Annotated in this window: 22 protein-coding genes and 7 tRNA genes; 4 read left to right on the forward strand and 25 right to left on the reverse strand. The window is 53.2% G+C overall.

Annotation, left to right across the window (positions count from 1 at the left end):
• The first annotated feature begins 11 nt into the window (after positions 1 to 11).
• On the forward strand, positions 12 to 707 hold the full coding sequence (locus N7E69_RS15545; protein ID WP_000356626.1) for a DUF1266 domain-containing protein: 696 nt from the start codon (positions 12 to 14) through the stop codon (positions 705 to 707).
• Positions 704 to 2,176, forward strand: a complete 1,473-nt coding sequence (locus N7E69_RS15550) for a J domain-containing protein (protein WP_001017751.1) — start codon at positions 704 to 706, stop codon at positions 2,174 to 2,176. The genes N7E69_RS15545 and N7E69_RS15550 overlap by 4 nt, the downstream gene beginning before the upstream one ends.
• A 21-nt stretch (positions 2,177 to 2,197) precedes the next feature.
• Here N7E69_RS15550 and hscC read toward each other — a convergent pair whose 3' ends face one another.
• From hscC to miaB, 12 genes are all read right to left on the reverse strand, one after another.
• Positions 2,198 to 3,877, reverse strand: a complete 1,680-nt coding sequence (hscC, locus tag N7E69_RS15555; protein WP_000368030.1) for a molecular chaperone HscC — start codon at positions 3,875 to 3,877, stop codon at positions 2,198 to 2,200.
• Positions 3,878 to 3,952: 75 nt separating this feature from the next.
• Positions 3,953 to 5,191 (reverse strand): hypothetical protein, encoded by a 1,239-nt coding sequence (locus tag N7E69_RS15560; RefSeq protein WP_000498869.1) that lies wholly within the window; start codon positions 5,189 to 5,191, stop codon positions 3,953 to 3,955.
• Positions 5,192 to 5,222: 31 nt separating this feature from the next.
• Positions 5,223 to 6,158: a pyrimidine-specific ribonucleoside hydrolase RihA gene (rihA, locus tag N7E69_RS15565; RefSeq protein WP_001207442.1), complete on the reverse strand. Its 936-nt coding sequence runs from the start codon at positions 6,156 to 6,158 to the stop codon at positions 5,223 to 5,225.
• 116 nt (positions 6,159 to 6,274) lie between these two features.
• Positions 6,275 to 7,000, reverse strand: coding sequence for a glutamate/aspartate ABC transporter ATP-binding protein GltL (gene gltL / locus N7E69_RS15570; RefSeq protein WP_000631369.1), 726 nt, complete (start codon positions 6,998 to 7,000; stop codon positions 6,275 to 6,277).
• A complete protein-coding gene (gltK, locus tag N7E69_RS15575; protein ID WP_000272794.1) occupies positions 7,000 to 7,674 on the reverse strand; it encodes a glutamate/aspartate ABC transporter permease GltK in 675 nt (224 codons plus the stop codon). The genes gltL and gltK overlap by 1 nt, the downstream gene beginning before the upstream one ends.
• A complete protein-coding gene (gene gltJ, locus N7E69_RS15580) occupies positions 7,674 to 8,414 on the reverse strand; it encodes a glutamate/aspartate ABC transporter permease GltJ (RefSeq protein ID WP_000020930.1) in 741 nt (246 codons plus the stop codon). The genes gltK and gltJ overlap by 1 nt, the downstream gene beginning before the upstream one ends.
• Before the next feature lie 159 nt (positions 8,415 to 8,573).
• The gene (locus tag N7E69_RS15585) at positions 8,574 to 9,482 is read right to left on the reverse strand and encodes an amino acid ABC transporter substrate-binding protein (protein WP_001518176.1); all 909 of its coding nucleotides are present in this window, start codon (positions 9,480 to 9,482) and stop codon (positions 8,574 to 8,576) included.
• 354 nt (positions 9,483 to 9,836) lie between these two features.
• Positions 9,837 to 11,375 carry an apolipoprotein N-acyltransferase gene (lnt, locus tag N7E69_RS15590; protein WP_001574036.1) on the reverse strand — a complete coding sequence of 513 codons (1,539 nt, stop codon included), beginning with the start codon at positions 11,373 to 11,375 and terminating at the stop codon, positions 9,837 to 9,839.
• A 19-nt stretch (positions 11,376 to 11,394) separates the two neighbouring features.
• Positions 11,395 to 12,273 carry a CNNM family magnesium/cobalt transport protein CorC gene (gene corC, locus N7E69_RS15595; RefSeq protein ID WP_001278615.1) on the reverse strand — a complete coding sequence of 293 codons (879 nt, stop codon included), beginning with the start codon at positions 12,271 to 12,273 and terminating at the stop codon, positions 11,395 to 11,397.
• Between the two features lie 157 nt (positions 12,274 to 12,430).
• A complete protein-coding gene (ybeY, locus tag N7E69_RS15600; RefSeq protein ID WP_000084480.1) occupies positions 12,431 to 12,904 on the reverse strand; it encodes an rRNA maturation RNase YbeY in 474 nt (157 codons plus the stop codon).
• Positions 12,901 to 13,947 (reverse strand): PhoH family protein, encoded by a 1,047-nt coding sequence (locus tag N7E69_RS15605; protein WP_001018045.1) that lies wholly within the window; start codon positions 13,945 to 13,947, stop codon positions 12,901 to 12,903. Before N7E69_RS15605 ends, ybeY begins: the two co-directional genes overlap by 4 nt.
• A gap of 204 nt (positions 13,948 to 14,151) precedes the next feature.
• Positions 14,152 to 15,576, reverse strand: a complete 1,425-nt coding sequence (gene miaB, locus N7E69_RS15610) for a tRNA (N6-isopentenyl adenosine(37)-C2)-methylthiotransferase MiaB (RefSeq protein WP_001519200.1) — start codon at positions 15,574 to 15,576, stop codon at positions 14,152 to 14,154.
• A 143-nt stretch (positions 15,577 to 15,719) separates the two neighbouring features.
• Here miaB and ubiF point away from each other — a divergent pair, with 143 nt between their 5' ends.
• Positions 15,720 to 16,895, forward strand: a complete 1,176-nt coding sequence (ubiF, locus tag N7E69_RS15615) for a 3-demethoxyubiquinol 3-hydroxylase (protein ID WP_000184633.1) — start codon at positions 15,720 to 15,722, stop codon at positions 16,893 to 16,895.
• 66 nt (positions 16,896 to 16,961) lie between these two features.
• On the opposite strand, the gene N7E69_RS15620 is transcribed toward ubiF, so the two are convergent.
• The 13 genes from N7E69_RS15620 to nagB form a co-directional block, all read right to left on the reverse strand.
• Positions 16,962 to 17,537, reverse strand: coding sequence for a hypothetical protein (locus tag N7E69_RS15620; RefSeq protein ID WP_001109069.1), 576 nt, complete (start codon positions 17,535 to 17,537; stop codon positions 16,962 to 16,964).
• 135 nt (positions 17,538 to 17,672) lie between these two features.
• Positions 17,673 to 17,747, reverse strand: a tRNA-Gln gene (locus N7E69_RS15625).
• A gap of 43 nt (positions 17,748 to 17,790) precedes the next feature.
• Positions 17,791 to 17,865: transfer RNA gene (locus N7E69_RS15630), tRNA-Gln, on the reverse strand.
• Between the two features lie 46 nt (positions 17,866 to 17,911).
• Positions 17,912 to 17,988 (reverse strand) — tRNA-Met (locus N7E69_RS15635).
• Between the two features lie 15 nt (positions 17,989 to 18,003).
• A tRNA-Gln gene (locus N7E69_RS15640) sits at positions 18,004 to 18,078 on the reverse strand.
• A 35-nt stretch (positions 18,079 to 18,113) separates the two neighbouring features.
• Positions 18,114 to 18,188: transfer RNA gene (locus N7E69_RS15645), tRNA-Gln, on the reverse strand.
• Between the two features lie 23 nt (positions 18,189 to 18,211).
• Positions 18,212 to 18,296, reverse strand: a tRNA-Leu gene (locus tag N7E69_RS15650).
• 8 nt (positions 18,297 to 18,304) lie between these two features.
• Positions 18,305 to 18,381, reverse strand: a tRNA-Met gene (locus N7E69_RS15655).
• Positions 18,382 to 18,603: 222 nt separating this feature from the next.
• The gene (asnB, locus tag N7E69_RS15660) at positions 18,604 to 20,268 is read right to left on the reverse strand and encodes an asparagine synthase B (protein ID WP_108610920.1); all 1,665 of its coding nucleotides are present in this window, start codon (positions 20,266 to 20,268) and stop codon (positions 18,604 to 18,606) included.
• Between the two features lie 290 nt (positions 20,269 to 20,558).
• Complete coding sequence (nagD, locus tag N7E69_RS15665; protein ID WP_000153143.1) at positions 20,559 to 21,311, reverse strand: ribonucleotide monophosphatase NagD; 753 nt, start codon at positions 21,309 to 21,311, stop codon at positions 20,559 to 20,561.
• A gap of 46 nt (positions 21,312 to 21,357) precedes the next feature.
• Positions 21,358 to 22,578 (reverse strand): DNA-binding transcriptional regulator NagC, encoded by a 1,221-nt coding sequence (nagC, locus tag N7E69_RS15670; protein ID WP_000187578.1) that lies wholly within the window; start codon positions 22,576 to 22,578, stop codon positions 21,358 to 21,360.
• Positions 22,579 to 22,582: 4 nt separating this feature from the next.
• Positions 22,583 to 23,737 (reverse strand): N-acetylglucosamine-6-phosphate deacetylase, encoded by a 1,155-nt coding sequence (gene nagA / locus N7E69_RS15675; protein WP_000271186.1) that lies wholly within the window; start codon positions 23,735 to 23,737, stop codon positions 22,583 to 22,585.
• Positions 23,738 to 23,796: 59 nt separating this feature from the next.
• Positions 23,797 to 24,597 carry a glucosamine-6-phosphate deaminase gene (gene nagB / locus N7E69_RS15680; protein ID WP_001237059.1) on the reverse strand — a complete coding sequence of 267 codons (801 nt, stop codon included), beginning with the start codon at positions 24,595 to 24,597 and terminating at the stop codon, positions 23,797 to 23,799.
• 326 nt (positions 24,598 to 24,923) lie between these two features.
• On the opposite strand from nagB, the gene nagE reads away from it, so the two are divergent.
• The gene (gene nagE, locus N7E69_RS15685) at positions 24,924 to 26,876 is read left to right on the forward strand and encodes a PTS N-acetyl glucosamine transporter subunit IIABC (protein WP_001023069.1); all 1,953 of its coding nucleotides are present in this window, start codon (positions 24,924 to 24,926) and stop codon (positions 26,874 to 26,876) included.
• The last annotated feature ends 117 nt before the right edge of the window (positions 26,877 to 26,993 follow it).

Genomic DNA, 26,993 nt, shown 5'->3' on the forward strand with positions numbered 1-26,993 from the left:
GGATATCGAATATGGACAAGGAAGAACAATATTTACTTTTTGCGCTCTCCACGCCGATGGAGGTGCTATATATCGGCAATGAGCCTTCGCATACCTCTCCAGCAATGTATACCGGAATTCCTGCTGTCGATCTCTCCGATTCATGGGGGATTGATAACCGTGAAGATCTTATTCAAACCATCTATCGGATGACGGACGATGGTCATGCGGCAGATTTGGCTCCCTTTTATATCCGCTGGTTTACGCTATCTCCTCGTCAATGGCGCGAATTTACCGTGCAGTTTGGCGAGCAGGGCCAGATTTATGCGCGATTTGTTGCCGAAACCGCACTATGCTGCGGGCGCGGAGGCATTAAAGCCTGGGACTATGTGCGTATGGGGTTTTTATGCCGGATGGGGGTGTTGAATCAATGGCTGACGGAAGAGGAAAGCCTGTGGCTGCAATCGCGTATCTATGCGCGGGCGTACTATTTTTACGACGGTTGGACGCAATATTTTGCCGCCTATTCGTTGGGTCGGCTGTACTGGCAGGCTAAAGGGGACACCATACAGGCATATTTCGCTCACCTAAAGTACGACGCTTCAGGCGCGCGGATGTTTAATGAACTGGCCTCTACGACAGAGAGTTATTATGCGCAGCTACCGTGGCGTCCGCTCAACGAACAACCGACATGCCCGGAAACGCTTAAAGGAGTGAGCGATTTATGAATATCTGTTGGGAAATCCTGGGCATTGAACCTACCACCGATCTGGAATGTATCCGTCAGGCTTATCTTGCCCTGTTGCCCTCATTCCACCCTGAGAGCGATCCGCAGGGTTTTAAGCGATTGCGCCAGGCCTATGAAGAAGCGCAGCACTGGGCCGCCTCGCCTGCGGAGGACGCAAAAACGGAAGAGGTGGGCGACGAACATGAAATACTGGTGGCGTTCAGGGAATTGCTGGCATCAGAGCGCGATCGCTTTCAGCCCTCGGCATGGCAGAAATTTATTCAGCAATTGAACCAGTGTTCAATGGATGAGATAGATAAGCTGCGCTGGCAGTTGTGCGACATCGCCATGAAAACGGAAACGATCTCGCTGTCTTGCCTGGCATTGTTGGCGCAGCGTCTGAACTGGCAGCCGCAGGAAGCAGACGATGATGCTGATGGAGAAGAGCTGGAAGCATTTCTGGAGACCGTAAAGCGGGGCGATGCGTTTGATCTGCTAAGTCTGGCCAAATTGCCTCTTGTTGTTCAAGACCAAACTGACGCCTACTTTTTTAAGCTTGAGCGTATCTGGCGCTTTTATCCCGAACATTTTGCCGACGCTCTGCAGGTTCAGGTAGCCTGGATAATTCCCGATGATAAACAGCTGCATCGTAAACTATTACACTGGTTTAGCGCCGAGCAGTGGGGCATGGCGGAACTGGTCGATATTGCTCGTCGCTGGCAGGCCGCGGAGCCGGATAACGAAGATGCGCACTATTACCTGTGCAAACAGCGTTTGCTCTGCGGTGAAGGGGAAAGCCTGTTGGCCGATCTTTGCGATTTCTGGCAGCGTTATCCCTCCACGCAGGCGGACGACCTGTTGCTGGGCTGGTGCCGCCAGCATCGGCCTGATTTCTTCCCGCTGGCGGTGATGGCGGTCGAAGCGCGCTGTATGGTGGATGCCGAATATGTGCCCGGTGAAAGCGCGCGCACGCGTTTACTGTGGGCGGGTATTTTGCACAGCGGTAGGTTATCACCGCTGGGGCGTTCATTTGTTGACTCCCTGTTTTATAAGCGAAAAGCGATGGCGTGGGCAAATTCGCGGCTGAGTACCCAGGGGGAACCCGAAACGCCGCTGTTGGATCTGTACCGGACGGCGGAGCAGGTGGTGCTGGAAGCGTTTCCCAAAGAAAAGCCCTTTTTTCGCCTGCTGATCCGGCTGGAGGAGGGGCAATCCTGTCCGCTGGAGGCGCTGATAACGCAGGCATTGTCATCTAAAATCGCCATGAAGCCAGGCGATATTCGTGACAAAAAGGAGCTGGCGGAAGAGCTCAGGCTGGCAGCTGAGAAAGAAGAGACAAAATTGTCTTCTGAAGCGAAAACCGAAGCACCCCGTCAGGCGGAATCTGGCGGGGTGATGAAAATCATGAAGATTGTCGGTTTGATCGCGTTGATTGTCTGCGCGTTAAATCGATTCTTCCATTTTTTCTGAACAGGGGCAGTGAAAGCGCCGTTACGGCGCTTTCGGCTCGTCAATACCCAGATATTCACAGGCGCGACGGCGCACGTCATCGACGCGCTGCATATCATTAGACAGCAGGGCCGCGTCGAAATCGGTAATAATCTCCCCCAGCATTTCGCGTTCATCGCCTAACGCGCGTGACCACTGCTCCTCTAACTGTGCTTTAAACGTCCGGTTAATCAGCATATCGCGGGGATAAATTTTCAGCGCCAGCAGCCGCTCGCGGCTGGCGTCGATTTGCTGCGTCGTCAGTGAGGTGGCATTGTGACTGATGATTCTAGATTCACTCTTGCCGTCTTCCAGCAGCACGTCAACTTCCAGCAGACCATTAATATCGTAGCTAAAACGAATATCAATGGCCTGAATGTGCCCGTTCGGCTTCAGCATGACGTCAAAAGAATCGATCAGGATATTATTTTTCACCTTGTGACTTTCGCCCTGGTATACCCTGACGCAAATAGAGTCCTGCTCAGGGTGCATGGTGGAGTACGTTTCCACTTTTGACACCGGAACGGTGGTATTGCGTTCAATGATGGGCGAGAAAATACCTGGCACGCCCTGTCGGTTGACTTCCACGCCCAGCGAGTAGGGGCAGATATCCGTGAGGATCACCTCTTCAACGTCTTCATGGCGCAGGCGACAGGCGGCCTGAGTCGCGGCGCCAAGCGCCACGATGGTACTGGGATCGTAACTTTGATAGGGCAATTTACCGAATAAGCGCACCGCGATGCGTTGCACCAGCGGCATCTGTGACGCGCCGCCGACCAGCACCAGGCTGTCAATTTGCTCCGGTTTGAGTCGGGAATCGCGCAGCGCCTGCTCAATGGGCGTGCGCAGCCGGTTGAGCAACGGTAGCCACAGGGCTTCCAGCTCATCGTCATAAAACGTGCTTTCCAGAACGCTCTCCTGATAAAGCCAGCTCATGCGCAGCGGGGAGCCGCTGGCGCATTTTGCGGCTTCAACACAGGCATACAGCGCAGCCAGATCGCTATCCGTCAGCGCTGATTTATCGAGGTTCCAGCGTTTCAGCACTTCATCAAGCAACAAATGCGTGAAATCTTCGCCGCCGAGGTAGTTATCGCCAGCGGAGGCGTGAACTTCGATAATCGGCGTAGCGTATTCCAGAACGGTTACATCAAAGGTTCCGCCCCCCAGATCGAAAACCAGCGAACGGCTGTTTTGCTGCGTATGCAGGCCATAAGCCATTGCCGCCGCCGTGGGTTCATTGATCAAGCGCACGGCGTTTAACCCCGCAAGCTCAGCGGCAAGGCGTGTATGCTTACGCTGCTCATCGCTGAAATAAGCCGGAACCGAGATCACGACATCCTTGATTGGCTGCTGAAGGTAGTCTTCCGCATCTTCTTTCAGCGAGCGTAAAACCAGCGAAGATAATTCCGGCGCATTAAACGACTCTTCACCCAAATGCCAGTGAGTATTACTGCCCATTGCGCGTTTAAATAAGGCAGCGGTTTTATCTGGATGAGATGTTTTACGGGCTGCGGCAGGTTTTCCCACCAGAATTTGTTTATTTTCATCCATACTAATTATGGATGGTGTTAAATATTCACCAAATTTATTAGGTATTAATTGTGCGGCTCCGTCTTGCCAGACGGCGATTAAACTATTAGTGGTGCCGAGATCGATACCAATCGCTAACGTTGCATTATCCATTGCGTTTAATTTATCGGGAAAGAGAGTTTATAGAATAAAGAACACCACCCTCTGGCGTGGTGATCTTTATCAATGTCACGCCTGGAGAAAGTATTCATCCATAATGTTCGTCAACTCCGGGCGCTCGCCGTCATCATTGATGGCGAAATCGAGGAAAAAAGCATCGGCCTGTGGCGTGCGTTTCTGGGCCAGTAAACGAAACGCCAGCGGGTAGTGGCAAGCATAATCGGGGGTGCGAGTCAGAAAACGGACAAAATCAATCAACAAGGGGGAATGGGTATAAAACAGCGCGCGTAACAATACGGCGGGAAATCCCTCTTCGGTGATCCCTTGCGCCATGATTTTGTTGAGGCCGGCCTCGCTCAGATCGCCTGCGGCAATAATGTCTGCGCAGGCCGCAAGATTGGGATAATTCGCCGCGCAGTTAGCCAATGCGTTCGGCCAGTTGACGCGGGTATAACGTTCGTCATGGCGAGTAAAGTAATCCTCCCAAAGGGATGGCGGTAGTTTTTCGTACTGTATTTTCAGGGGGATGCGGCGCTGAAACTGGGCTTCTTCCAGGCGCGCGCCGTTATAAAATCGCAGGTATTGCTGTCGCGTCTCGTAGCATGACACCGCTACCGGCTGGCTGATGACCCAGGTCTTCACGGGCCGGCCTTCCAGCGCGGCGGCGGTGGCTTTATGGTGACCATCAAGCAGGACGCAAAGCCAGCTGTCATTCATATACCAGGCCAGCGCGTGGCTCTCTGGCTTATCGCGGTAATACTCGGCGCGTTGTGGGTTAAATCGCGATGGGGGCTGGCCTGGCAGTAAAAAACAGGGTTCGCCGGACTGGTAGTGATAGTCCACGTCAGCAATCCACTGCCCTGTGGTCGCGGGATTCGGTTGTTTTTCGTTACCCACCGCCCAGAAAAAATGCCCGTTGCCATCCGTCGGATAAAGTTCGCGTTCTTCCAGCCGGTAATAGCCATCGGCAAAGAGTGAAAACAGCGGCGTCAGGGCGGTAAATGCTTCGTTCAACCCGACTCCTGGCTGATTCCACTCGGCAAGTGAGGATAAAAACTGCGCGGCGCCTTCATCATCATTGCTAAAACCGGCATAAACAAATTCTGCGCAGGTTGGGCACCAGGATTCAGAGAAAAAACGAATCAGCGGCGAGCCATGCCAGGAGAGCGTATGAATACCGGCGTCAGAGTCGGGAGCGTGGATAACGCAGGGACGAAGCAATGCTTTTCCGTTACGTACTGAAAACGTTATATGGGCTACGTCGTGCTGTAGCAGGCTGATTTCAGGTCTATTGTTACGCCAAAACATCGCTGTTCATCCCTGGGTTCTACTTTGCGCTTTATGCGTAGTATTGCAGCCGTTCCGCCAGCAAATCGACAAATCCCTGGCGGTCTACATCGACCATCACCGTCGCATTCGGCTTATTCCCCGTCAGAAAATAATAATCCACCACCGTCATCCCCTGGGTGTATTTCCCCTGGGTTTCCACGCCAACCCAACGCTCAACGGTGGTGAAAATCTCGGGCTTGAGCAGCCAGGCGATGGTGCACGGGTCGTGCAGCGGCGCGCCGACAAATCCCCATTTTTCGTCTTTGTGGTACTCCATAAAGAAGTCCAGCAGTTCGGCGACGATGGTGGAAATCGGGTTACCGATGGCGCGAAAGCGTTCGATATCGGCGGCGTGAATCTGCGCCTTATGGGTGACGTCCAGCCCGGCCATCACCACCGGAATGCCTGACTGGAAGACAATTTCTGCCGCTTCCGGGTCGACGTAAATATTAAATTCCGCAGCGGGCGTCCAGTTACCCAATCCCATTGCGCCGCCCATGATCACAATGCGGGCGATTTTCGTATGCAGTTCCGGATGGCTATTCAGCAGCAGCGCCACGTTGGTCTGTGGGCCAGTAGAGACGATGGTGACCGGCTGTGAGCTCTCGCGCAGTGTTTTTGCCATCAGCTCAACGGCAGTGCCGCTTTGCGGGGCGAATGACGGCTCGGGCAGCGCCGGGCCGTCGAGGCCGCTTTCGCCGTGAACGTTATCGGCGATAATCAGTTCGCGCATGAGAGGTTTCACCGCGCCGCCCGCCACCGGAATATCCGGGCGTTTGAGCAGTGTCAGCATCCGCAGCACGTTGCGCAGGGTCTTCTCCGGCGTCTGGTTACCGGCGGAAGAGGTGATCGCTTTCACTTCCAGTTCAGGGGAGGCGAGGGAGAGAACGAGGGCGATCGCGTCATCATGACCCGGATCGCAATCAATAATAATGGGCAGTGCCATTGTGGCTCCTTGTAAGCGGTACTTTGTGACAAGGTTAACGCCCGGCTGGATACGTTTCGAGAAGCGAAGAAGTAAAGCGTGAGATAGCGCGCACTCTGACGTGCGCGCCGGGAAGATTAGTGCAGGATTTTCGCAAGGAAGTCTTTTGCGCGATCGGAACTGGGGTTAGCGAAGAACTCCTCTTTTGGCGAATCTTCGACGATTTTACCTTCATCCATAAAGATCACCCGGTTAGCCACTTTACGGGCAAAGCCCATTTCGTGCGTCACCACCATCATGGTCATCCCTTCGTTCGCCAGTTCGACCATCACGTCCAGCACCTCGTTGATCATTTCCGGATCGAGCGCGGAAGTCGGTTCATCGAATAACATGGCAATGGGGTCCATACATAGCGCGCGGGCGATCGCCACGCGCTGCTGCTGGCCGCCGGAAAGCTGCGCCGGGAACTTGTTGGCATGTGCAGACAGGCCAACGCGCTCCAACAGCTTCAGGCCTTTATCGCGGGCGGCGGCCTTATCGCGTTTCAGCACTTTCACCTGCGCCAGCGTCAGGTTTTCGATGATCGACAGGTGGGGAAATAGTTCGAAGTGCTGGAATACCATGCCCACGCGGGAACGCAGTTTCGCCAGATCGGTTTTTTTGTCGTTCACAATAATGCCGTTAACGGTAATTTCGCCTTTTTGCACCGGTTCCAGACCATTGACGGTCTTAATCAGCGTGGATTTACCGGAACCCGATGGCCCGCAGACTACCACCACCTCACCTTTTTTCACTTCTGTTGAACAATCGGTCAGCACCTGAAAGTGACCATACCATTTTGAAACATTTTTCAGGGTAATCATTAAACTGTCCTTTTCTTCAAATAGCTGACCAGCAACGACGCGCTCAGGCTGATAACAAAATAAACGGCGCCGGCGAACAGAATCATTTCGACCTGAGTTCCGTCACGCTCGCCGATAGTCGACGCGGTGCGGAAGAAGTCCGCCAGGCTGAGTACATAAACTAAAGAGGTGTCCTGAAATAGCACGATGCCCTGCGTAAGCAACAGCGGCACCATCGCCCGAAACGCCTGCGGCAGAATAATGAGCTTCATCGACTGCCAGTGGGTCATCCCCAGCGCCAGCGCGGCGCTGGACTGCCCGCGGGAAATACTTTGAATACCGGCGCGAATAATCTCGGAATAGTAGGCCGCTTCAAACATGGAGAATGCCACCATCGCGGAGATCAGGCGGATATCGGTTTTCGGCGATAGTCCCAGCACGTTTTGCAGAAAGCCGGGTACAATCAGATAGAACCACAGCAAGACCATCACCAACGGGATGGAACGGAAAACGTTAACATACGCTTTAGCAAACCAGGCGATAGGGGCAAAGCTTGAGAGGCGCATGACGGCCAGAATGGTTCCCCAGACTATCCCCACGATAACGGCGGTGACGGTGATCTTCAGCGTGATGACCAACCCGGCCAGTAGGTAAGGCAGTGAGGGGATAATCGAACTCCAGTCAAATTCGTACATTATTTGCTCCCCACGTTGCCCGGCAGGCGGACTTTGCGTTCAACCAGGCTCATGACCAGCATGATAACGGCGTTAATCAGCACATAGGCCAGCGTAATGGCGGTGAAGGATTCCCAGGCGTGCGCCGAGTAATCCAACAGTTTGCCTGCCTGCGCCGCCATATCCACCAGGCCGATGGTTGAGGCAATAGCCGAGTTTTTCACCAGGTTCATCATCTCTGACGTCATTGGCGGTACGATAACGCGATAGGCATTCGGCAGCAGGACATAGCGATAAGCCTGCGGCAGCGTTAGCCCCATCGCCAGCGCCGCGTTCTTCTGCCCGCGAGGCAGAGACTGAATCGCGGCGCGCACCTGTTCGCAAACGCGGGCGGCGGTAAACAGTCCCAGACAGATCATTGAGGAGAGGAAAAACTGAATATTGGGATCGAGTTCCGCCTTAAACCACATGCCAAGATCTTCCGGCAACAGTTCAGGCACCACCAGGTACCAGGTGAAGAATTGCACGATCAGCGGCACATTACGGAACAGTTCTACGTACAACGTGCCCAGTCCGGAGAGGAAACGGTTGGGAACGGTACGTAAAATGCCGAAAATAGATCCTACCAGGAAAGCGATAATCCAGGCGGTAATCGAAAGGGCGACGGTGACCTGAAAACCACTCCATAGCCAGCCGAGATAGGTGGTATTGCCGAAGGGGGCTTCCTGTAAAAAAATACCCCAGTTCCAGTCTATTGACATACATCTACTCCGAAAAAAAAGGGTAGCAGCGCTACCCTCGAAGATTGTTGCCCGGCGATTTGCGGCTTCAGGCCCGATGGGGAACGACCATCAGGCTTATAGTCTGTCCGTGCTGAGCGACAATCGAGAGGACAGGAGTCCCGTCCCATTTAGTTTTAGTTAGTTAAGCGCTTTATCATTCGGTGCTTTGAACAGGGCTTTCATCTCGTCAGACAACTCGAAATTCATGTTCAGGTTTTTCGGTGGGATCGGATTTTTAAACCACTTATCAAACCACTTTTCCGCTTCGCCGGAGGTTTGCGCCTGGGCGATGGTATCGTCCATCAGCTTTTTAAACTCAGGGTCGTTTTTACGCAGCATACAGCCGTAGGCTTCCTGGGACTGCGGTTTACCGACAATCTCCCAGTTATCCGGTTTCTTGGCTTTGGCGCGCTCGCCGGCCAGCAGCGCGTCATCCATCATAAAGGCGACGGCGCGACCGCTTTCCAGGGTGCGGAACGAGTCACCGTGGTCTTTCGCGCTAATAATACGCATCCCCATCTTTTGCTCTTCGTTAAGCTTATGCAGCAGAATTTCAGAGGTCGTCCCGGAGGTGACGACGACCGCTTTGCCTTTCAGATCCGGGAAATCTTTAATATCGCCGCCTTTTTTAGTCAGCAGTCGCGTCCCGACGACGAAAATCGTATCGGAGAAGGCGGCCTGTTTTTGGCGCTCAAGGTTGTTAGTCGTTGAACCACATTCAAAATCGAAGGTTCCGTTTTGCAACAGCGGAATACGGTTTTGCGAGGTGATCGGGATCAGCTTCACCTGCAGATCGGGCTTGTTAAGTTTCTTTTTTACCGCTTCTACAATGGCGTTGGAGTAGTCCTGGGAATAGCCGACCACTTTCTGCTGGTTGTCGTAATAAGAAAAGGGCACAGAAGATTCGCGATGCCCGACGACGATCACGCCATTTTTAGCGATCTTGTCCAGGGTGCTACCAGCGGCAGGCGCGCCATCTTCTGCGTGCGCAAGGCCCGCAGACAGTCCCATGACCAGCATTGCTGTGGTTAGCTTACGTAATTGCATATCCAACTCCTTTATCATCTGCGCCGTCGACGCATTGATAGCTATTGTGATGTTGTTATTGCCTGCAACTTGCGCGTGCAGTGTTATGTGTGTTTGTTAACATTTAGTGTGGCTTGTTGTAAATATTTTGCTGCGATATTGTTTATTTTTGCGAAGTGCGCCGCACCGTTCAGAGGCAAAAATCCTACATTGCACCGTTCAGGTGCTACCGATGATCGATTTTGGTGCGACCAGGTTGCACAAGCAGCCAGAACAGGTTTGCCATGTTTAACAAAGCAATAGACGTGCCAGAATGAGGGAAAAAGGAGGATTTTCAGGCCGGATAAATGAAGCGCTATCCGGCCTGGGGAGAGATTATTTCCGTCGTTGTCGCAGACTCATCACTACCGCGCCAAAAGCAAACAGCGCGGTCAGTACCCATAGCGGCCAGTTGCCGGTACGGGCATAGGGAGTTAACCCCGTGGTTGGCGTGACGTGGGTGGTCAGTACCTGGCGTGTGAACTGCGGGATCATCGCCTGGATTTCGCCCTGCGGGCCAATCACCGCCGTAATACCGTTATTAGTACTGCGCAGTAACGGACGCGCCAGCTCCAGCGAACGCATCCGCGCCATCTGGAAATGTTGCCACGGGCCAATGGACTTACCAAACCAGGCGTCGTTAGAAATCGTCAGCAGGTAGTCGGTGTCCGGGCGGAAGTTATCCCGCACCTGTTCGCCAAGAATAATTTCATAACAGATTGCCGCCGTCAGCTTATAGTCGTGCGCATGTAACTGCGGCTGGATATAAGGGCCGCGGCTAAAGGAGGACATGGGCAGATCGAAGAACGGCGCCAGCGGACGCAAGATAGACTCCAGCGGAACGAACTCGCCAAAGGGTACAAGGTGATTTTTATTGTAGCGATTGGGCGAGTCATAACTGTATGGATTATCCTTGCCCAACGTAATAATCGTATTGTAGGTGTCGTATCGATTCTGTTTATTGAGACGCGCATCGACAATACCGGTGATCAGCGTGCTATTTTTTTCGCGTAACATCTCGTCCAGCGAACGAAGGAAAGGCTGCTGATTGATTTCGAGATCCGGAATCGCCGACTCAGGCCAGATAATAATCTGTGATTTGCCTAACTCTGGGCGAGTTTCGTTGAGATAAATTTTTAGCGTATTCAGTAGCTGGTTTTCGTCCCACTTCAGCGACTGCGGAATATCGCCCTGCACCAGCGATACCTGGGTCGCTTTGGTAGGTTCCAGCGTAAACCACTGGATATAACGTAGCGGAAAGGGCAAAGCAAACAGAATCACGGCGACAGCCAGCGGACGCCAGTTCCGCGTCGCCAGTGCCAGCGCTAACAGGCCGCTGACCATCATCAGCAGGAAGTTGATCGCTTCGACGCCCATTACCGGCGCCAGGCCTTTTAGCGGGCCATCGACCTGACTATAGCCAAATTGCAGCCAGGGGAAGCCGGTCAGCACCCAGCCGCGTAAAAATTCGGTGATTTGCCATATTGCAGGCGCGGCGATAGCGACGCGCAGCCAGTTGGTTTTTGGCCACAGGCGCGACAAAATCCCGGCAAACAGTCCGGTATACAGCGAGAGATAAGCTGCAAGCAGCACCACCAGAAAAACGTTAACCGGGCCCGGCATGCCGCCAAACTGCGCGATACTGACATAAACCCAGTTAATCCCGCTACCGAAAAGTCCGAGTCCCCAGCAATAGCCGATGGCGGCAGACTGGAGCGGGCGGCGATTAAACGTTAAGGCCTGCAGCCCGATAAGCGACACTATCGCTGCGGGCCAGACGTCATACGGAGAGAAAGCCAGTGTTCCGCAGGCGCCGAATAATAACGCCAGCAGCAGGCGAATACGCTGGCGTTCAATTAACGAGGCAAATGCCATTTTTAGTCCACTATTGCTGTTATTCGTCCAGTTTTGGCTGGGGCGAGTCATCCGGGATCCTGACATGCACCTGAATAATACGACGACTATCGGCCATCGCCACTTTGAACTGGTAACCATCAATGTCAATGGTTTCGCCGCGGGCCGGTAAATGGCCGAACGCCTGCATCACCAGCCCGCCGATGGTATCGACCTCTTCATCGCTGAAGTGGGTGCCGAAAGCGTCATTGAAGTCTTCAATCGACGCCAGCGCGCGAATCGTCCAAGTATGGCGGCTAAGCTGACGGAAGTCAATATCGTCTTCTTCGTCATACTCATCTTCAATTTCACCGACAATCAGTTCGAGGATGTCTTCGATAGTCACAAGGCCGGAAACGCCGCCAAACTCATCAATCACGATCGCCATATGGTAGCGCTGGGAGCGGAATTCCTTGAGCATACGGTCAACCCGTTTGCTTTCCGGTACGACAACCGCGGTGCGTAACACTTTGTCCATGCTGAAGGCTTCGGCATCGCTGCGCATAAACGGCAGCAAATCTTTGGCCATCAGAATCCCTTCAATGTGATCTTTATCTTCGCTGATCACCGGAAAACGCGAGTGGGCGGACTCGATGATAACATCGAGACATTCGTCCAGCGTCTGGTTGCGTTTCAGGGTAATCATCTGGGAGCGCGGGATCATAATATCGCGAACGCGCTGGTCGGCGATGTCCATTACGCCTTCGAGCATATCGCGCGTATCTTCATCGATAAGCTCGTTCTGCCCGGAATCACGGATCAGCGCCAGCAACTCATCACGGTTTTTAGGTTCACCGTGGAAAAGCTGGCTGAGTAGCAGGGAAAAAAATCCCTTTTTACTGTTTACTGTGTCACTACTGTGTGAATTGTCGTCGCTCATGGCGTCGTATGGGTTCTCATGTTAGTTAATACAAAGCTCGTCATGCGTATACTCAGCTGTGACGGCATGTTTTGCCTGATGGCGCTACGCTTATCAGGGCTACAAAAGGCATTAATGTAGGCCGGATAAGGCGCAAGCGCCGCCATCCGGCAAGCTACTATTCTGCAATCTTCTCGGCAATGTACGGATCCTCATAGCCCATAGCAAGCATAATCTCCGTTTCGAGAGACTCCATCTCTTCCGCTTCGTCATCGTCGATATGATCGTAACCCAGCAAATGCAGGCTACCGTGCACGACCATGTGCGCCCAGTGCGCTTCCAGCGGCTTGCTCTGTTCCTGCGCTTCCTGCTCCACGACCTGACGGCAAATAATCAGATCGCCCAGTAGCGGCATTTCAATACCGGGGGGCGCTTCAAACGGGAAGGAGAGAACATTAGTGGGTTTATCTTTCCCGCGGTACGTCAGATTAAGGTCGTGGCTTTCGGTCTCATCCACCAGACGGATTGTGACTTCCGCCTCTTCCTGAAACTGCGGAATAACGCCGTCCAGCCAGCGTTGAAACTGAGCTTCATCCGGCAGGCCCGCGTGGTTTTCACAGGCCAACTGTAAATCGAGGATCACCTGGCTCATTTCTGTTCCTGCTCCTGGGCTTCACGCTTACGCTCTGCCGCCAACGCCGCTTTGCGTTTTTGTTCGGCCTCTTCCCAGGCTTCATAGGCGTTAACAATGCGGGCAACGACCGGATGGCGCACCACGTCTTCGCTGTGGAAGAAGTTGAAACTGATTTCATCGACTTCCGCCAGCACTTCAATGGCATGACGCAAGCCGGATTTGGTGTTGCGTGGCAGGTCAATCTGCGTCACGTCGCCGGTGATCACCGCTTTCGAGTTAAAGCCGATACGCGTCAGGAACATCTTCATCTGTTCGATAGTGGTGTTCTGGCTTTCATCCAGAATGATAAAGGCGTCGTTTAATGTGCGTCCGCGCATATAGGCCAGCGGCGCGACTTCAATCACATTGCGTTCAATCAGCTTCTCGACTTTTTCAAAGCCGAGCATTTCGAACAGCGCGTCATACAGCGGACGCAGGTACGGGTCCACCTTCTGACTTAAATCGCCTGGCAGAAAGCCGAGTTTTTCGCCCGCTTCCACCGCCGGACGGGTCAGTAGAATACGGCGAATCTCCTGGCGCTCCAGGGCGTCTACCGCAGCGGCGACCGCAAGATACGTTTTACCGGTACCCGCCGGGCCGACGCCAAAGGTAATATCATGATCGAGAATATTGGCGATGTACTGTGCCTGGTTCGGGGTACGCGGTTTAATCACGCCGCGCTTGGTTTTGATATTAATCGCTTTGCCATAGTCAGGCACACTTTCCGCGCTCTGTTCCAGCACCCGCGCTTCTTTGATCGCCAGATGAATTTGTTCCGGTTCGATATCCTGAGTCTGACCGCGCATCGGTGCGGTATCGACATACAGACTTCGCAAAATATCTGTCGCCGCGGTCACGCAAATCGGACGACCGGTCAGTTTAAAGTGATTGTCACGGCGGTTGATTTCAATACCGAGACGACGTTCGAGCTGTTTAATATTGTCATCAAACGGCCCGCAAAGGCTCAACAGACGGGCGTTGTCTGCAGGCTCAAGGGTAATTTCGCGAGTGTCTATATTCAAACTGTTCCTCTTGTGTCTGTATCGCCGGACGCTGAACATTTACCGGCATCTAAGGAAATTATTCACGCCATAGGGAAAAGGCGCAAGCATTGCAATGAAGATGGGGATGAAGAGAGAAAATTGCAAGGCCCGTCGGGCGACAGGCCATGACCAGGAAGCCCGACAGGCGTAGCGCCATCGGGCATTATTGCCTTTCCTGCAGGATTAAGGCTGGTAGAATCCTACGCCCAGCTCATTTTCTTTACGGGTACGGGCAATGACGGACTCCGGCGTTTCGGCGACGCGCAGCCCCATTTCATCTTCGGTACGCACCACTTTTCCGCGCAGGGAGTTCGGATAGACGTCAGTAATTTCCACATCGACAAACTTACCAATCATCTCCGGCGTGCCTTCAAAGTTCACCACCCGATTGTTTTCGGTACGGCCAGACAGTTCCATAATGTTTTTACGTGACGTGCCTTCCACCAGAATGCGCTGTGTCGTGCCGAGCATACGGCGGCTCCATGCCATCGCCTGCTGATTGATACGCTCTTGCAGAATATACAGACGCTGCTTCTTCTCTTCTTCCGGTACGTCATCAACCATATCGGCAGCCGGCGTTCCCGGACGCGCAGAGAAGATAAAGCTGTAGCTCATATCAAAGTTGACGTCAGCGATAAGCTTCATGGTTTTTTCGAAATCATCGGTAGTTTCGCCAGGGAATCCGACGATAAAGTCAGAGCTTATCTGAATGTCCGGCCGCGCCGCGCGCAGTTTACGGATGATTGCTTTATATTCCAGCGCAGTGTGGGTGCGCCCCATCAGATTCAACACGCGATCGGAACCGCTCTGTACCGGCAGATGCAGGAAACTGACCAGTTCCGGCGTATCGCGGTACACCTCGATAATATCGTCGGTGAACTCAATCGGATGGCTGGTGGTAAAGCGAATACGGTCAATGCCGTCGATGGCGGCAACCAGACGCAGCAGATCGGCAAAGGTACCGGTGGTGCCGTCGTAGTTTTCTCCGCGCCAGGCGTTAACGTTCTGGCCCAGCAGGTTGACCTCACGCACGCCCTGCGCCGCTAACTGGGCGATTTCGAACAGGATATCGTCTGAGGGACGGCTGACTTCTTCACCGCGGGTATACGGTACCACGCAGTAAGTACAATATTTATTGCAGCCTTCCATGATAGAAACGAAAGCGGTCGGGCCTTCGGCGCGCGGTTCCGGCAAACGGTCGAACTTCTCGATTTCCGGGAAGCTGATATCGACCACCGGGCTGCGGTCGCCACGCACGGAGTTAATCATCTCCGGTAGGCGGTGTAAGGTTTGCGGGCCAAAAATAATGTCGACGTAATGGGCGCGTTGACGAATGTGCTCGCCTTCCTGGGAAGCCACGCAGCCGCCGACGCCGATAATCAGATCGGGATTTTTCTCTTTTAACAGTCTCCAGCGACCTAATTGATGGAAGACTTTTTCCTGAGCCTTCTCGCGGATTGAGCAGGTATTCAACAGCAGCACATCCGCCTCTTCCGCCACGTCGGTCAGTTGATAGCCGTGGGTGGCGTCCAGCAGATCGGCCATCTTCGATGAATCGTACTCGTTCATCTGACAGCCCCAGGTTTTAATATGGAGTTTTTTAGTCATCGACTTGCTCTTGCGAAATAGTGGCTGAAAAGCAGGGCGCATAGTGTAATGCTTTGGCGCGGTTGTGACCAGTATGACTGACGTCAGCCCTAATGGGTAAAAAATCCTGTAAACTTGTCTAAAACGTAACAGGATGAATGACCATGACAAATCAACCAACGGAAATTGCCATTGTCGGCGGGGGAATGGTCGGCGGCGCGCTGGCGCTGGGTCTGGCGCAGCAAGGGTTTACGGTGATGGTAATAGAACATGCCGCGCCTGCGCCGTTTGTGGCGGACAGCCAGCCTGACGTGCGGATTTCGGCCATTAGCGCGGCATCCGTGGCGCTGCTCAAGGGACTGGGCGTTTGGGAGGCGGTGCAGGGGATGCGTAGCCATCCTTATCGGCGACTGGAGACCTGGGAGTGGGAAAACGCCCATGTGGTGTTCGACGCCGCTGAACTCAAGCTGCCGCTGTTAGGCTATATGGTAGAGAACAACGTCCTGCAACAGGCGCTATGGCAGGCGCTGGAAGCGCACCCCGGCGTGACGCTGCGCGTTCCGGCTTCACTGGCGGCATTGCAACGCCGCCACGATGGTTATGCGCTGGAACTGGCCGACGGCGAATGTATCACGCCGAAGTTAGTGATTGGCGCCGACGGCGCGAATTCGCAGGTTCGGCAAATGGCGGGAATTGGCATTCATGCCTGGCAATATGCGCAGTCGTGTATGCTTATCACCGTCAAGTGTGAAAATGCGCCAGGCGACAGCACCTGGCAGCAGTTTACGCCAACGGGGCCGCGCGCTTTTTTGCCGCTGTTCGACGATTGGGCGTCGCTGGTGTGGTATGACGCTCCGGCACGTATTCGCCAGTTGCAGGGTTTATCGATGACGCAATTGCAGGTGGAAATTAACCAGCACTTTCCGGCGCGTCTGGGGGCGGTGATGCCTGTCGCGGCGGGCGCGTTTCCGCTAACCCGTCGTCACGCGTTGCAGTATGCGCAACCGGGGCTGGCGCTGGTAGGCGACGCGGCGCATACCATTCATCCGCTGGCCGGGCAGGGCGTCAACCTGGGGTATCGGGATGTTGATGCGTTGATTGATGTGCTGGCGAGTGCCCGTAGCTATGGCGAGTCCTGGGCCAGCCATTCGGTGTTGAAACGCTATCAGACGCGGCGCATGGCAGATAATTTTATGATGCAAAGTGGAATGGATCTGTTTTATGCCGGGTTCAGCAATGAACTGCCGCCGCTGCGTATTTTACGCAATATGGGGCTGATGGCGGCGCAGCGCGCAGGCGTGCTAAAACGTCAGGCGCTGAAGTATGCGTTGGGGTTGTAACCCGCTGAATGCCTTACCCGGTTTGTAAAAACGCTCAATTGCAGGTCGGGTAAGCGTATTGACATCTTACTTTACTGCAAATAAAGCACATAAACCTAATTTCCCTTTGAAATCAATTTCATACCAAGGTGATGCCATTTCAATTGTGCATACGTTGTATTGGCAACGTACTACTTTATGTAGCATCAGTAATGTGGAACTCATTGATTTTACAAGAATCGCCAGGGTGATTAATGCGGCGAGAATCCGATACCACGTCAGTGTTGCATGTTGGACATCAAACCACAGAATATAAAAAGTGATGATGTGAAGAATGACTTTGCTGGACAGGGCGCGAATATAGAATCCGTGCAGCGCCGTTTTCGAGGAAAACGCGACATTAATCAGCGCGCTTTGTTTTTCTTGCACAGGGATCCCTGGCAGATACACTATCCATTCCGCACTATTCTGGCGTAGCATGACCGCCTTTTTCTGGTGCAGTATATGTAGCCTCATTGACACTGCCACGGGGTAAATCAGACCCAAAATAATCAACCAGGCGGCGCTGGCCGTGATATCAATGAAGGTGAAAGCGCAGAGCAAGACGACCATAAAAAATGTTAATGGCTGCAAAAAGAGATACCAACAAAACTGGTAATTCATTGTGAGGTTACCGAACGCTCCCTGTAAGGCTTTATCATAGCGTTTTACTGATAGCAGGGCATTAAGGGGGAAACCTCTTTCGGAATTTATAAACGCAGAAAAGCAAAAAGCTCGCCGAAGCGAGCTTTTTAAAGGTGGCTGGGGTACGAGGATTCGAACCTCGGAATGCCGGAATCAGAATCCGGTGCCTTACCGCTTGGCGATACCCCAATTGTCGTACTTCTTGCGCTCGTTAGTAGAGCGTCTTTAAAACTGGCTGGGGTACGAGGATTCGAACCTCGGAATGCCGGAATCAGAATCCGGTGCCTTACCGCTTGGCGATACCCCAACAAATTATTTTCGAACCGGTCGAATACCTCAACGCGTTCTGAATATGGTGGCTACGACGGGATTCGAACCTGTGACCCCATCATTATGAGTGATGTGCTCTAACCAACTGAGCTACGTAGCCAGATGATTTCTTCGATGGCTGGGGTACCTGGATTCGAACCAGGGAATGCCGGTATCAAAAACCGGTGCCTTACCGCTTGGCGATACCCCAATACCGTCGCGGTGAACCGCAAACTCGAAGAAATATGGCTGGGGTACCTGGATTCGAACCAGGGAATGCCGGTATCAAAAACCGGTGCCTTACCGCTTGGCGATACCCCATCCGTACAACGCTTATCGGTGAATGGTGCGGGAGGCGAGACTTGAACTCGCACACCTTGCGGCGCCAGAACCTAAATCTGGTGCGTCTACCAATTTCGCCACTCCCGCAAAAAAGATGGTGGCTACGACGGGATTCGAACCTGTGACCCCATCATTATGAGTGATGTGCTCTAACCAACTGAGCTACGTAGCCATCTTTTTTTCGCGTTACCTTATCGGCGTTGCGGGGCGCATTATGCGTATTGAGCCTTGAAGCGTCAACCTCTTTTTCATCGAAAAACGTCGGAAAGTGTCTGTTTGGTTAGGTTGCGAACAGCGTGGCGCAATATTCGGCAATTATTGGTTATTAATCGTTTTTCCGAAAGTAGTTTGCTATAAAAAAAGAGCCCCTAAGGGCTCTTTCGTCATCGTTAATTTACTGGTACGCCGACTGATGCACGCCGACCGCGCGGCCTGACGGGTCATCCATCGTTTTGAATGCTTCATCCCACTCAATGGCTTTGGCGGAAGAACAGGCCACGGACGGGCCGCCGGGTACGCATTCCGCCGCGCTCGGCACCGGGAACAGCTCTTCAAAAATTTCGCGGTACAGATACGCCTCTTTAGACGACGGCGTGTTGTATGGAAAGCGGAAGCGGGCGGTTTCCAGTTGTTGATCGGAAATCTGTTTCGCCGCCACCTCTTTCAGCGTATCAATCCAGCTGTAGCCTACGCCGTCAGAGAACTGCTCTTTCTGACGCCACGCGACGCTTGCTGGCAGATAAGACTCGAAGCACTCGCGCAGCACGTGTTTTTCCATCTTGCCGTTGCCGCACATTTTATCCTGTGGGTTGATACGCATCGCCACGTCGAGGAATTTTTTATCCAGGAACGGTACGCGCGCTTCCACGCCCCAGGCGGACATCGCTTTGTTGGCGCGGGCGCAGTCATACATATGCAGCGCCTGTAGCTTACGGACCGTCTCTTCATGTAACTCTTTGGCGTTCGGCGCTTTATGGAAGTACAGGTAGCCGCCAAACACCTCATCGGAACCTTCGCCGGAGAGCACCATTTTGATGCCCATCGCTTTGATCTTACGCGACATCAGATACATCGGCGTTGAGGCGCGGATAGTGGTCACGTCATAGGTTTCAATGTGATAGATAACATCACGAATGGCATCAAGGCCTTCCTGCACGGTGAAGTGAATTTCATGGTGCACGGTGCCGAGGTGGTTAGCCACTTCCTGGGCCGCCTTCAGGTCAGGCGAACCTTCCAGACCGACCGCAAAAGAGTGCAACTGTGGCCACCAGGCTTCGGAGCGCTCCTGATCTTCGACGCGACGGGCGGCGAATTTTTTGGTGATTGCCGAAATAACCGACGAGTCCAGACCGCCGGAGAGCAGCACGCCATAGGGCACGTCGGACATCAGGTGGCTTTTTACGGATTCTTCCAGCGCCTGGCGCAGCGCGTTTTTGTCGGTGACGTTGTCTTTTACCGCATCGTAATCGAACCAGTCGCGCTGATAGTACTGACGAATTTCGCCGTCTTTGCTCCACAGGTAGCTGCCCGCCGGGAACTCTTTAATGGTGCGGCAGACCGGGGTCAGCGCTTTCATTTCTGACGCTACGTAGAAGTTGCCGAATTCGTCATAGCCCATATAGAGCGGAATAATACCGATATGGTCACGACCAATCAGATAAGCGTCTTTTTCGCTGTCATACAGGGCGAAGGCGAACATCCCCTGTAAATCGTCAAGGAAATCCGGCCCTTTTTCCTGATACAGCGCGAGAATAACTTCGCAGTCGGAGCCTGTCTGGAACGCGTAACGATCGCCATACTCCGCGCGTAACGTCTGATGGTTATAAATTTCACCGTTCACCGCCAGTACGTGGGTTTTTCTGGCGTTATACAGGGGCTGGGCGCCAGCGTTAACATCAACAATCGACAAGCGTTCATGTGTGAGAATCGCGTTATCGCAAGCGTAGATGCCGGACCAGTCCGGGCCGCGATGGCGCATCAGGCGTGACAGTTCAAGGGCTTTTTTACGCAGTTCCGCTGCATCTGTTTTGATATCGAATACGCCGAAAATAGAACACATAGCCTTCTCCGTTAATCTGTTGCGTCGTACTTTTTGTATTTGCTTGACTAAAAAATGCCGCAAAGGCGTGGAAGGCGCAAGGGGATTACGGTCTGAAAAAATGAAAAATGCAATCGTCATTGTTGATTAGTGAAAAATGATTACGTATTGCGCGGATTTATTGATGGATCTTCAGTTTTATCGTGGTTTAATTGAATTATGTTTTTCCTGATGACGTTTCGCTTATCAGGCCTACAATGTTGTTCGAACCGTAGGCCTGAAAGCGGCGCGTCATCGGGCAGGGGACAGGTTTAGATAACGTCTATCTCGGCGACGGAAGGGTAAATCCAGCTTGGGCGGAACGGCATACTGTCAATATCATTGATTGTTGATACGCCTGAAAGCACCAGAATGGTCTCCAGACCGGCCTGGAACCCCGCCAGAATGTCGGTGCGCAGGTTGTCGCCGACGATAACGGTCTCTTCCGAGTGCGCCTGCATTTTGTTTAACGCCGCGCGGATGATCCACGGGCTGGGTTTGCCGACATAAAACGGCTTCCGGCCGGAAATTTTTTCAATGCCTGCGCACAGCGCGCCGCAGGCCGGATAAAAGCCGCGACCGTGAGTATCCGGGTTGGTAGCGATAAAGCGCGCGCCATTGGCGACGAAAAATGCTGCTTTATGCATCATGTCCCAGTTGTAGGAGCGGGTTTCTCCAACGATGACAAAATCAGGGTTCACATCGGTAATGGTAAAACCTGCTTTATAGAGCTCGTGAATAAGCGCGCCTTCGCCCACGACATACGCTTTTTTACCTTCCTGACGGCGCAGAAAATCGGCTGTCGCCATTGCTGACGTATAAAACACGCTGTCCGGCACGTTAACGCCAGCGGTAGCAAAACGGTTCGCCAGATCCTGGCCGGTTTGCGACGGGTAATTGGTCAGCAGCACCAGCGGCAGACCTTTTTCCAGAATCCCCGTCAGAAATTCCGCCGCACCGGGTACGGCTACGTTGTCGTGCATCAGCACGCCGTCGATATCGCAGATTACATTCTTGATGGTCATGAACTACCCGGGGAATTTGTGAATAATCCGATACTATAAGAGCGCATCAACTTTCCAGCAAACGTTGCAGCAATGTTCCGTTGAGCATGGCGCGTTTAACTAAGGCAAATGCGCCGATAGCAGAACGGTGATCCAGCGTGGAGCGTACCACCGGCAAATTTTTGCGAAATGCCTTTAACGCCTGCGTATTGATACAGCTTTCGATAGCGGGCAACAGGACTTTATCGGCTTCAATGATCTCGCCGGCAATGACGATTTTTTGCGGGTTAAACAGGTTGATAGCAATGGCGATCGTTTTGCCCAAATGGCGACCAACATGCTCAATGACTTCCGAGGCCAGGCTGTCGCCCCGGTTTGCCGCCTTACAGATGGTTTTAATCGTGCAGTCGTCAAGCGGAACACGGCTTTGATACCCTTGTTTAAGCAAATTCAGCACCCGTTGTTCAATCGCCGCATTGGCGGCAATGGTTTCCAGACAGCCGAAATTACCGCAGTGGCAGCGCTCGCCCAGCGGCTCCACCTGAATATGCCCAATTTCACCGACGTTGCCGTTACGGCCAATGAAGATGCGTCCGTTGGAGATAATCCCGGCGCCTGTACCACGATGAACGCGCACCAGAATCGAGTCCTCGCAATCCTGACTGGCGCCGAAGTAGTGTTCCGCCAGCGCCAGGCTACGGATATCGTGTCCCACGAAACAGGTAACGTGAAACCGTTTTTCCAGCGCTTCGACCAGTCCCCAGTTTTCAACCTGAATGTGCGGCATGTAACGAATCACGCCGCTTTCCGGATCGACAAGCCCTGGCAGGATCACCGAGATAGCGATCAATTCACGAATTTTACGCTGACAGCTATCAATAAAGACGGCGATGGTGTTGAGCAGCGCATGTTCCAGCGTCTCCTGGGTGCGCTCCGGTAGCGGATAATGCTCCTCAGCGACCACTTTACTGCTCAGATCGTAGAGCGTTAAAGTGGTGTCATGACGGCCCAGGCGAACGCCAATGGCGTGGAAGTTACGGGTTTCCGTGACGATAGAGATAGCGCGGCGGCCTCCGGTAGAGGCCTGCTGATCGACTTCTTTGATCAGCCCGCGTTCAATGAGTTGACGCGTAATTTTCGTTACGCTGGCGGGAGCAAGCTGGCTTTGCTCGGCAATTTGTATGCGCGAGATAGGACCATGCTGGTCAATCAGGCGGTAAACGGCCGCGCTGTTAAGCTGTTTTACGAGATCAACGTTACCTATCTGAGCTTGTCCGCCTGGTGTCATATTCTCACTTACTCAAGTCAACGACCTCGTCACCATTAACGATGGTCTTGATAATTTTAAAATCGTGGGTGAACGCGGTCAGGTTGGCGACTTTACCCGGCGCAATGCTACCGAGATGCTTATCAACGCCGATAGCGCGTGCCGGATAGAGTGTTGCCATGCGCAGCACTTCATCCAGCGCGATGCCGCAATGCGCGACCAGGTTGCGTACGCCTTCAATCATGGTTAAGGACGAACCGCTCAACGTACCGTTTTCATCCACACACAGTCCATTGCGGTAGTATATTGTTTTACCTGCGAAAATGAACTGCTCAATATTGGCCCCCGCCGGTGCGGTGGCGTCTGTCACCAGACAAAGTTTGTCGCCTTTAAGGCGTTTGGCATTGCGAATGTTGGCGTAGTCGACATGCAGACCATCGGCGATAACGCCGCAATAAATATCCGCTTCGTCCAGAACAGCGCCAGCAAGGCCCGGCTCACGCCCTGTAATGTACGGCATCGCGTTAAACAGGTGAGTCGCAAAAGTAATCCCGGCGCGGAAGCCTGCTTTCGCCTCTTTTAACGTCGCGTTGGAGTGACCTGCGGAAACCACAATGCCCGCATTCGCCAGTTTAGCGATTACGTCAGCAGGCACCATTTCCGGCGCGAGAGTGACTTTGGTGATGACGTCGGCATTATCGCATAAGAAATCGACCAGCGCAGCGTCTGGTTTACGCACGAAATCAGGATTATGGGTGCCTTTTTTTACCAGATTAAGCCAGGGGCCTTCCAGGTGGAGACCCAGCGCCTGGTGCGGATGTTTTTCCAGGTATTCGCGCATGACGCGAATGCCCTGTTTCATCAATTCGTCGCTGGTAGTGATAAGCGTTGGCAGAAAGTTAGTACAGCCCGATTTTTCATTGGCTTTCTGCATAATTTCCAGCGTTTCAACGCTGACGGCTTCTGCGGTATCGTTAAACTGCACGCCGCCGCAGCCGTTTAGCTGCACATCAATAAAACCGGGGGAGAGAATGGCCCCATTCAATGAGCGTTGTTCTATTCCCGGCGGCAGTTCGGCCATCGGACAAACGCGGTCAATCAGGCCATTAGCGACAACAAGCGCATGGTCATCAAGAATTTCGTGACCGGTAAAGATCCGGCCCTGGGTTAAAGCATACATTCCGACCCCCGATATCAAAAATTTACCGCCCCGCATTGACTGGCGGGGCGGAGACAACATTACAGACCTTTAATATTTTCTGCTTCTAATTCATTGAAATATTTCAATGTTTTAACTTTAAGTTCCATTGTGGACGGCTCATCGCATACCACAACCGCTTTCGGATGGAGTTGCAGGCAGCTAATGGTCCACATGTGGTTGACGTTGCCTTCAACCGCCGCCTGCAGCGCCTGGGCTTTCTGATGGCCCAGCACCAGAATCATCACTTCTTCCGCATCCAGCAGCGTGCCTACGCCTACCGTCAGCGCGTATTTCGGCACCTGGTTTACGTCACCGTCAAAGAAGCGGGAGTTCGCTACGCGAGTATCATGGGTTAACGTTTTGATACGGGTACGGGAAGCCAGGGAAGACGCCGGTTCGTTAAAGGCGATGTGACCGTCGTTGCCGACGCCGCCCATAAACAGATGGATTTTACCGTAAGAACGAATTTTTTCTTCATATTGACGGCATTCCGCATCGATATCCGGTGCGTTACCGTTGAGAAGATTGATGTTTTCTGCTGGAATATCAACGTGATCGAAAAAGTTACGATGCATAAAGCTGTGGTAGCTTTCCGGGTGCTCTTTCGGCAGGCCAACATATTCGTCCATATTAAAGGTGACCACATGCTTAAAGCTGACCTCGCCCGCTTTGTGCATCTCAACCAGCGCTTTGTACGCCGTTAGCGGCGTGCCGCCGGTAGGCAGTCCAAGGACAAACGGACGATCGGCGGTCGGTTTGAACGCATTAATACGGTTAACGATATGGCGAGCGGCCCATTTGCCAACCTGTTCTGCGGTACTCAGGGGGATCAGTCTCATTCTTCACCTCGATAATCAATGTCAAAATTTGGCGGATCGTATTAAGCGTAACCTGGATATCCAGGGTTCGTGTTCAATCCGTCCTGATTTTTTGAATCATAAAATAAGTTTTCCGTGTTAGCCAGTGGATGGTGGGGGTGATTACGATATTTAGTGATTATAATCACAAAAAACACCCGTTTAATTTGCGAGGCGAATTAATTTTCCACACACTCTGCAGAAGATGATCTCACCGTTCGATTACAGAACATCACGTTTTTAACGTTTGCAGCACAATAAAAAACGGCTTCAAAGAAGCCATATCGGCGTCTCGTAGGGGGAATAAGATGAATATTTTAGGTTTTTTCCAGCGGCTGGGTAGGGCGTTGCAGCTCCCTATCGCCGTGTTGCCGGTGGCAGCGTTGTTGCTGCGATTCGGCCAACCAGATTTGCTGAATATGCCGTTTATCGCGCAAGCGGGCGGGTCTATTTTCGATAACCTGGCGCTGGTTTTCGCTATCGGCGTGGCCTCCAGTTGGTCTAAAGATAGCGCGGGCGCGGCAGCACTGGCGGGAGCCGTGGGTTACTTCGTCATGACCAAAGCGATGGTGACGATTAACCCGGAAATCAACATGGGCGTGCTGGCGGGGATTATTACCGGTCTGGTCGGCGGCGCGGTTTATAATCGTTGGTCTGGTATCAAACTGCCTGATTTTCTCAGTTTCTTCGGTGGAAAACGTTTTGTGCCGATCGCAACGGGCTTTTTCTGTCTGGTGCTGGCCGCTATTTTCGGTTACGTCTGGCCGCCGGTACAGCATGGCATCCATGCGGGCGGTGAATGGATCGTTTCCGCAGGCGCGCTGGGTTCCGGTATCTTTGGCTTCATCAACCGTCTGCTGATCCCCACCGGTCTGCATCAGGTACTGAACACCATCGCCTGGTTCCAGATTGGCGAATTCACCAATGCCGCAGGCACTGTATTCCACGGCGACATCAACCGCTTCTATGCTGGCGACGGCACGGCGGGGATGTTTATGTCCGGCTTCTTCCCGATCATGATGTTTGGTCTGCCGGGCGCCGCTCTGGCGATGTATTTCGCCGCGCCGAAAGAACGTCGTCCGATGGTGGGCGGTATGCTGCTGTCTGTCGCGATCACCGCGTTTCTGACCGGCGTAACCGAGCCGCTGGAATTCCTGTTTATGTTCCTGGCGCCGCTGCTGTACCTCCTGCACGCCATTTTGACTGGTATCAGCCTGTTCGTCGCGACGTTGCTGGGTATCCATGCGGGCTTCTCTTTCTCGGCAGGCGCGATCGACTATGTTCTGATGTATAACCTGCCAGCGGCCAGCAATAACGTCTGGATGTTGCTGGTGATGGGCGTTGTATTCTTTATCATCTACTTCCTGCTGTTCAGCGCGGTTATTCGTATGTTTAACCTGAAAACGCCGGGCCGCGAAGATAAAGTTGATGAGATGGTAACGGAAGAAGCCAACAGCAACACCGAAGAAGGGTTAACGCAACTGGCGACCAGCTATATTGCTGCGGTTGGCGGTACGGACAACCTGAAAGCGATCGATGCGTGTATTACCCGTCTGCGCCTGACCGTGAATGACTCTGCTCGCGTTAACGATGCGGCCTGCAAACGCCTCGGCGCTTCCGGGGTGGTTAAACTGAACAAACAGACCATTCAGGTTATTGTCGGCGCGAAAGCAGAATCGATTGGCGATGAAATGAAGAAAGTGGTGGCGCGGGGGCCGGTCGCGGCAGCGTCTGCTGATGCGGCTCACGTTGCAACACCTGCTCCGGCGGCCAAACCCCAGGCGGTGCCGAATGCGGTGACTATCGCTGAACTGGTCTCTCCGATTACCGGTGAGGTAGTGGCGCTGGATCAGGTACCGGATGAAGCTTTCGCCAGCAAAGCGGTCGGCGACGGCGTGGCGGTGAAACCCACCGATAAAACCGTGGTTTCTCCGGCGGCGGGTACTATCGTGAAAATCTTCAACACTAACCACGCGTTCTGTCTGGAAACCGAAAAAGGCGCGGAGATCGTTGTCCATATGGGTATCGATACCGTCGCGCTGAACGGTCAGGGCTTTAAGCGTCTGGTAGAAGAGGGTGCGGAAGTCACGGCGGGTCAGCCGGTGCTGGAACTGGATCTGGACTTCCTGAATGCCAATGCGCGTTCCATGATAAGCCCGGTTGTTTGCAGCAACAGCGATGACTTCAGCGCTCTGGTCATCAAAGCGGATGGTCACGTGGTGGCGGGTCAAACGCCACTGTACGAGATCAAGAGCAAATAATCGCTTCCTGGCCGGATAAGGCGTAAGACGCCATCCGGCGATATCACAGAAAACATAAGCGGCAGAGGGGGACCTTCGCCGCTTTTTTTTACCGCAATTAGCCCCAATATTTTCTGC

It is taken from the genome of Salmonella sp. 3C, assembly GCF_025426275.1.
GTDB classification, from domain to species: domain Bacteria; phylum Pseudomonadota; class Gammaproteobacteria; order Enterobacterales; family Enterobacteriaceae; genus Salmonella; species Salmonella enterica.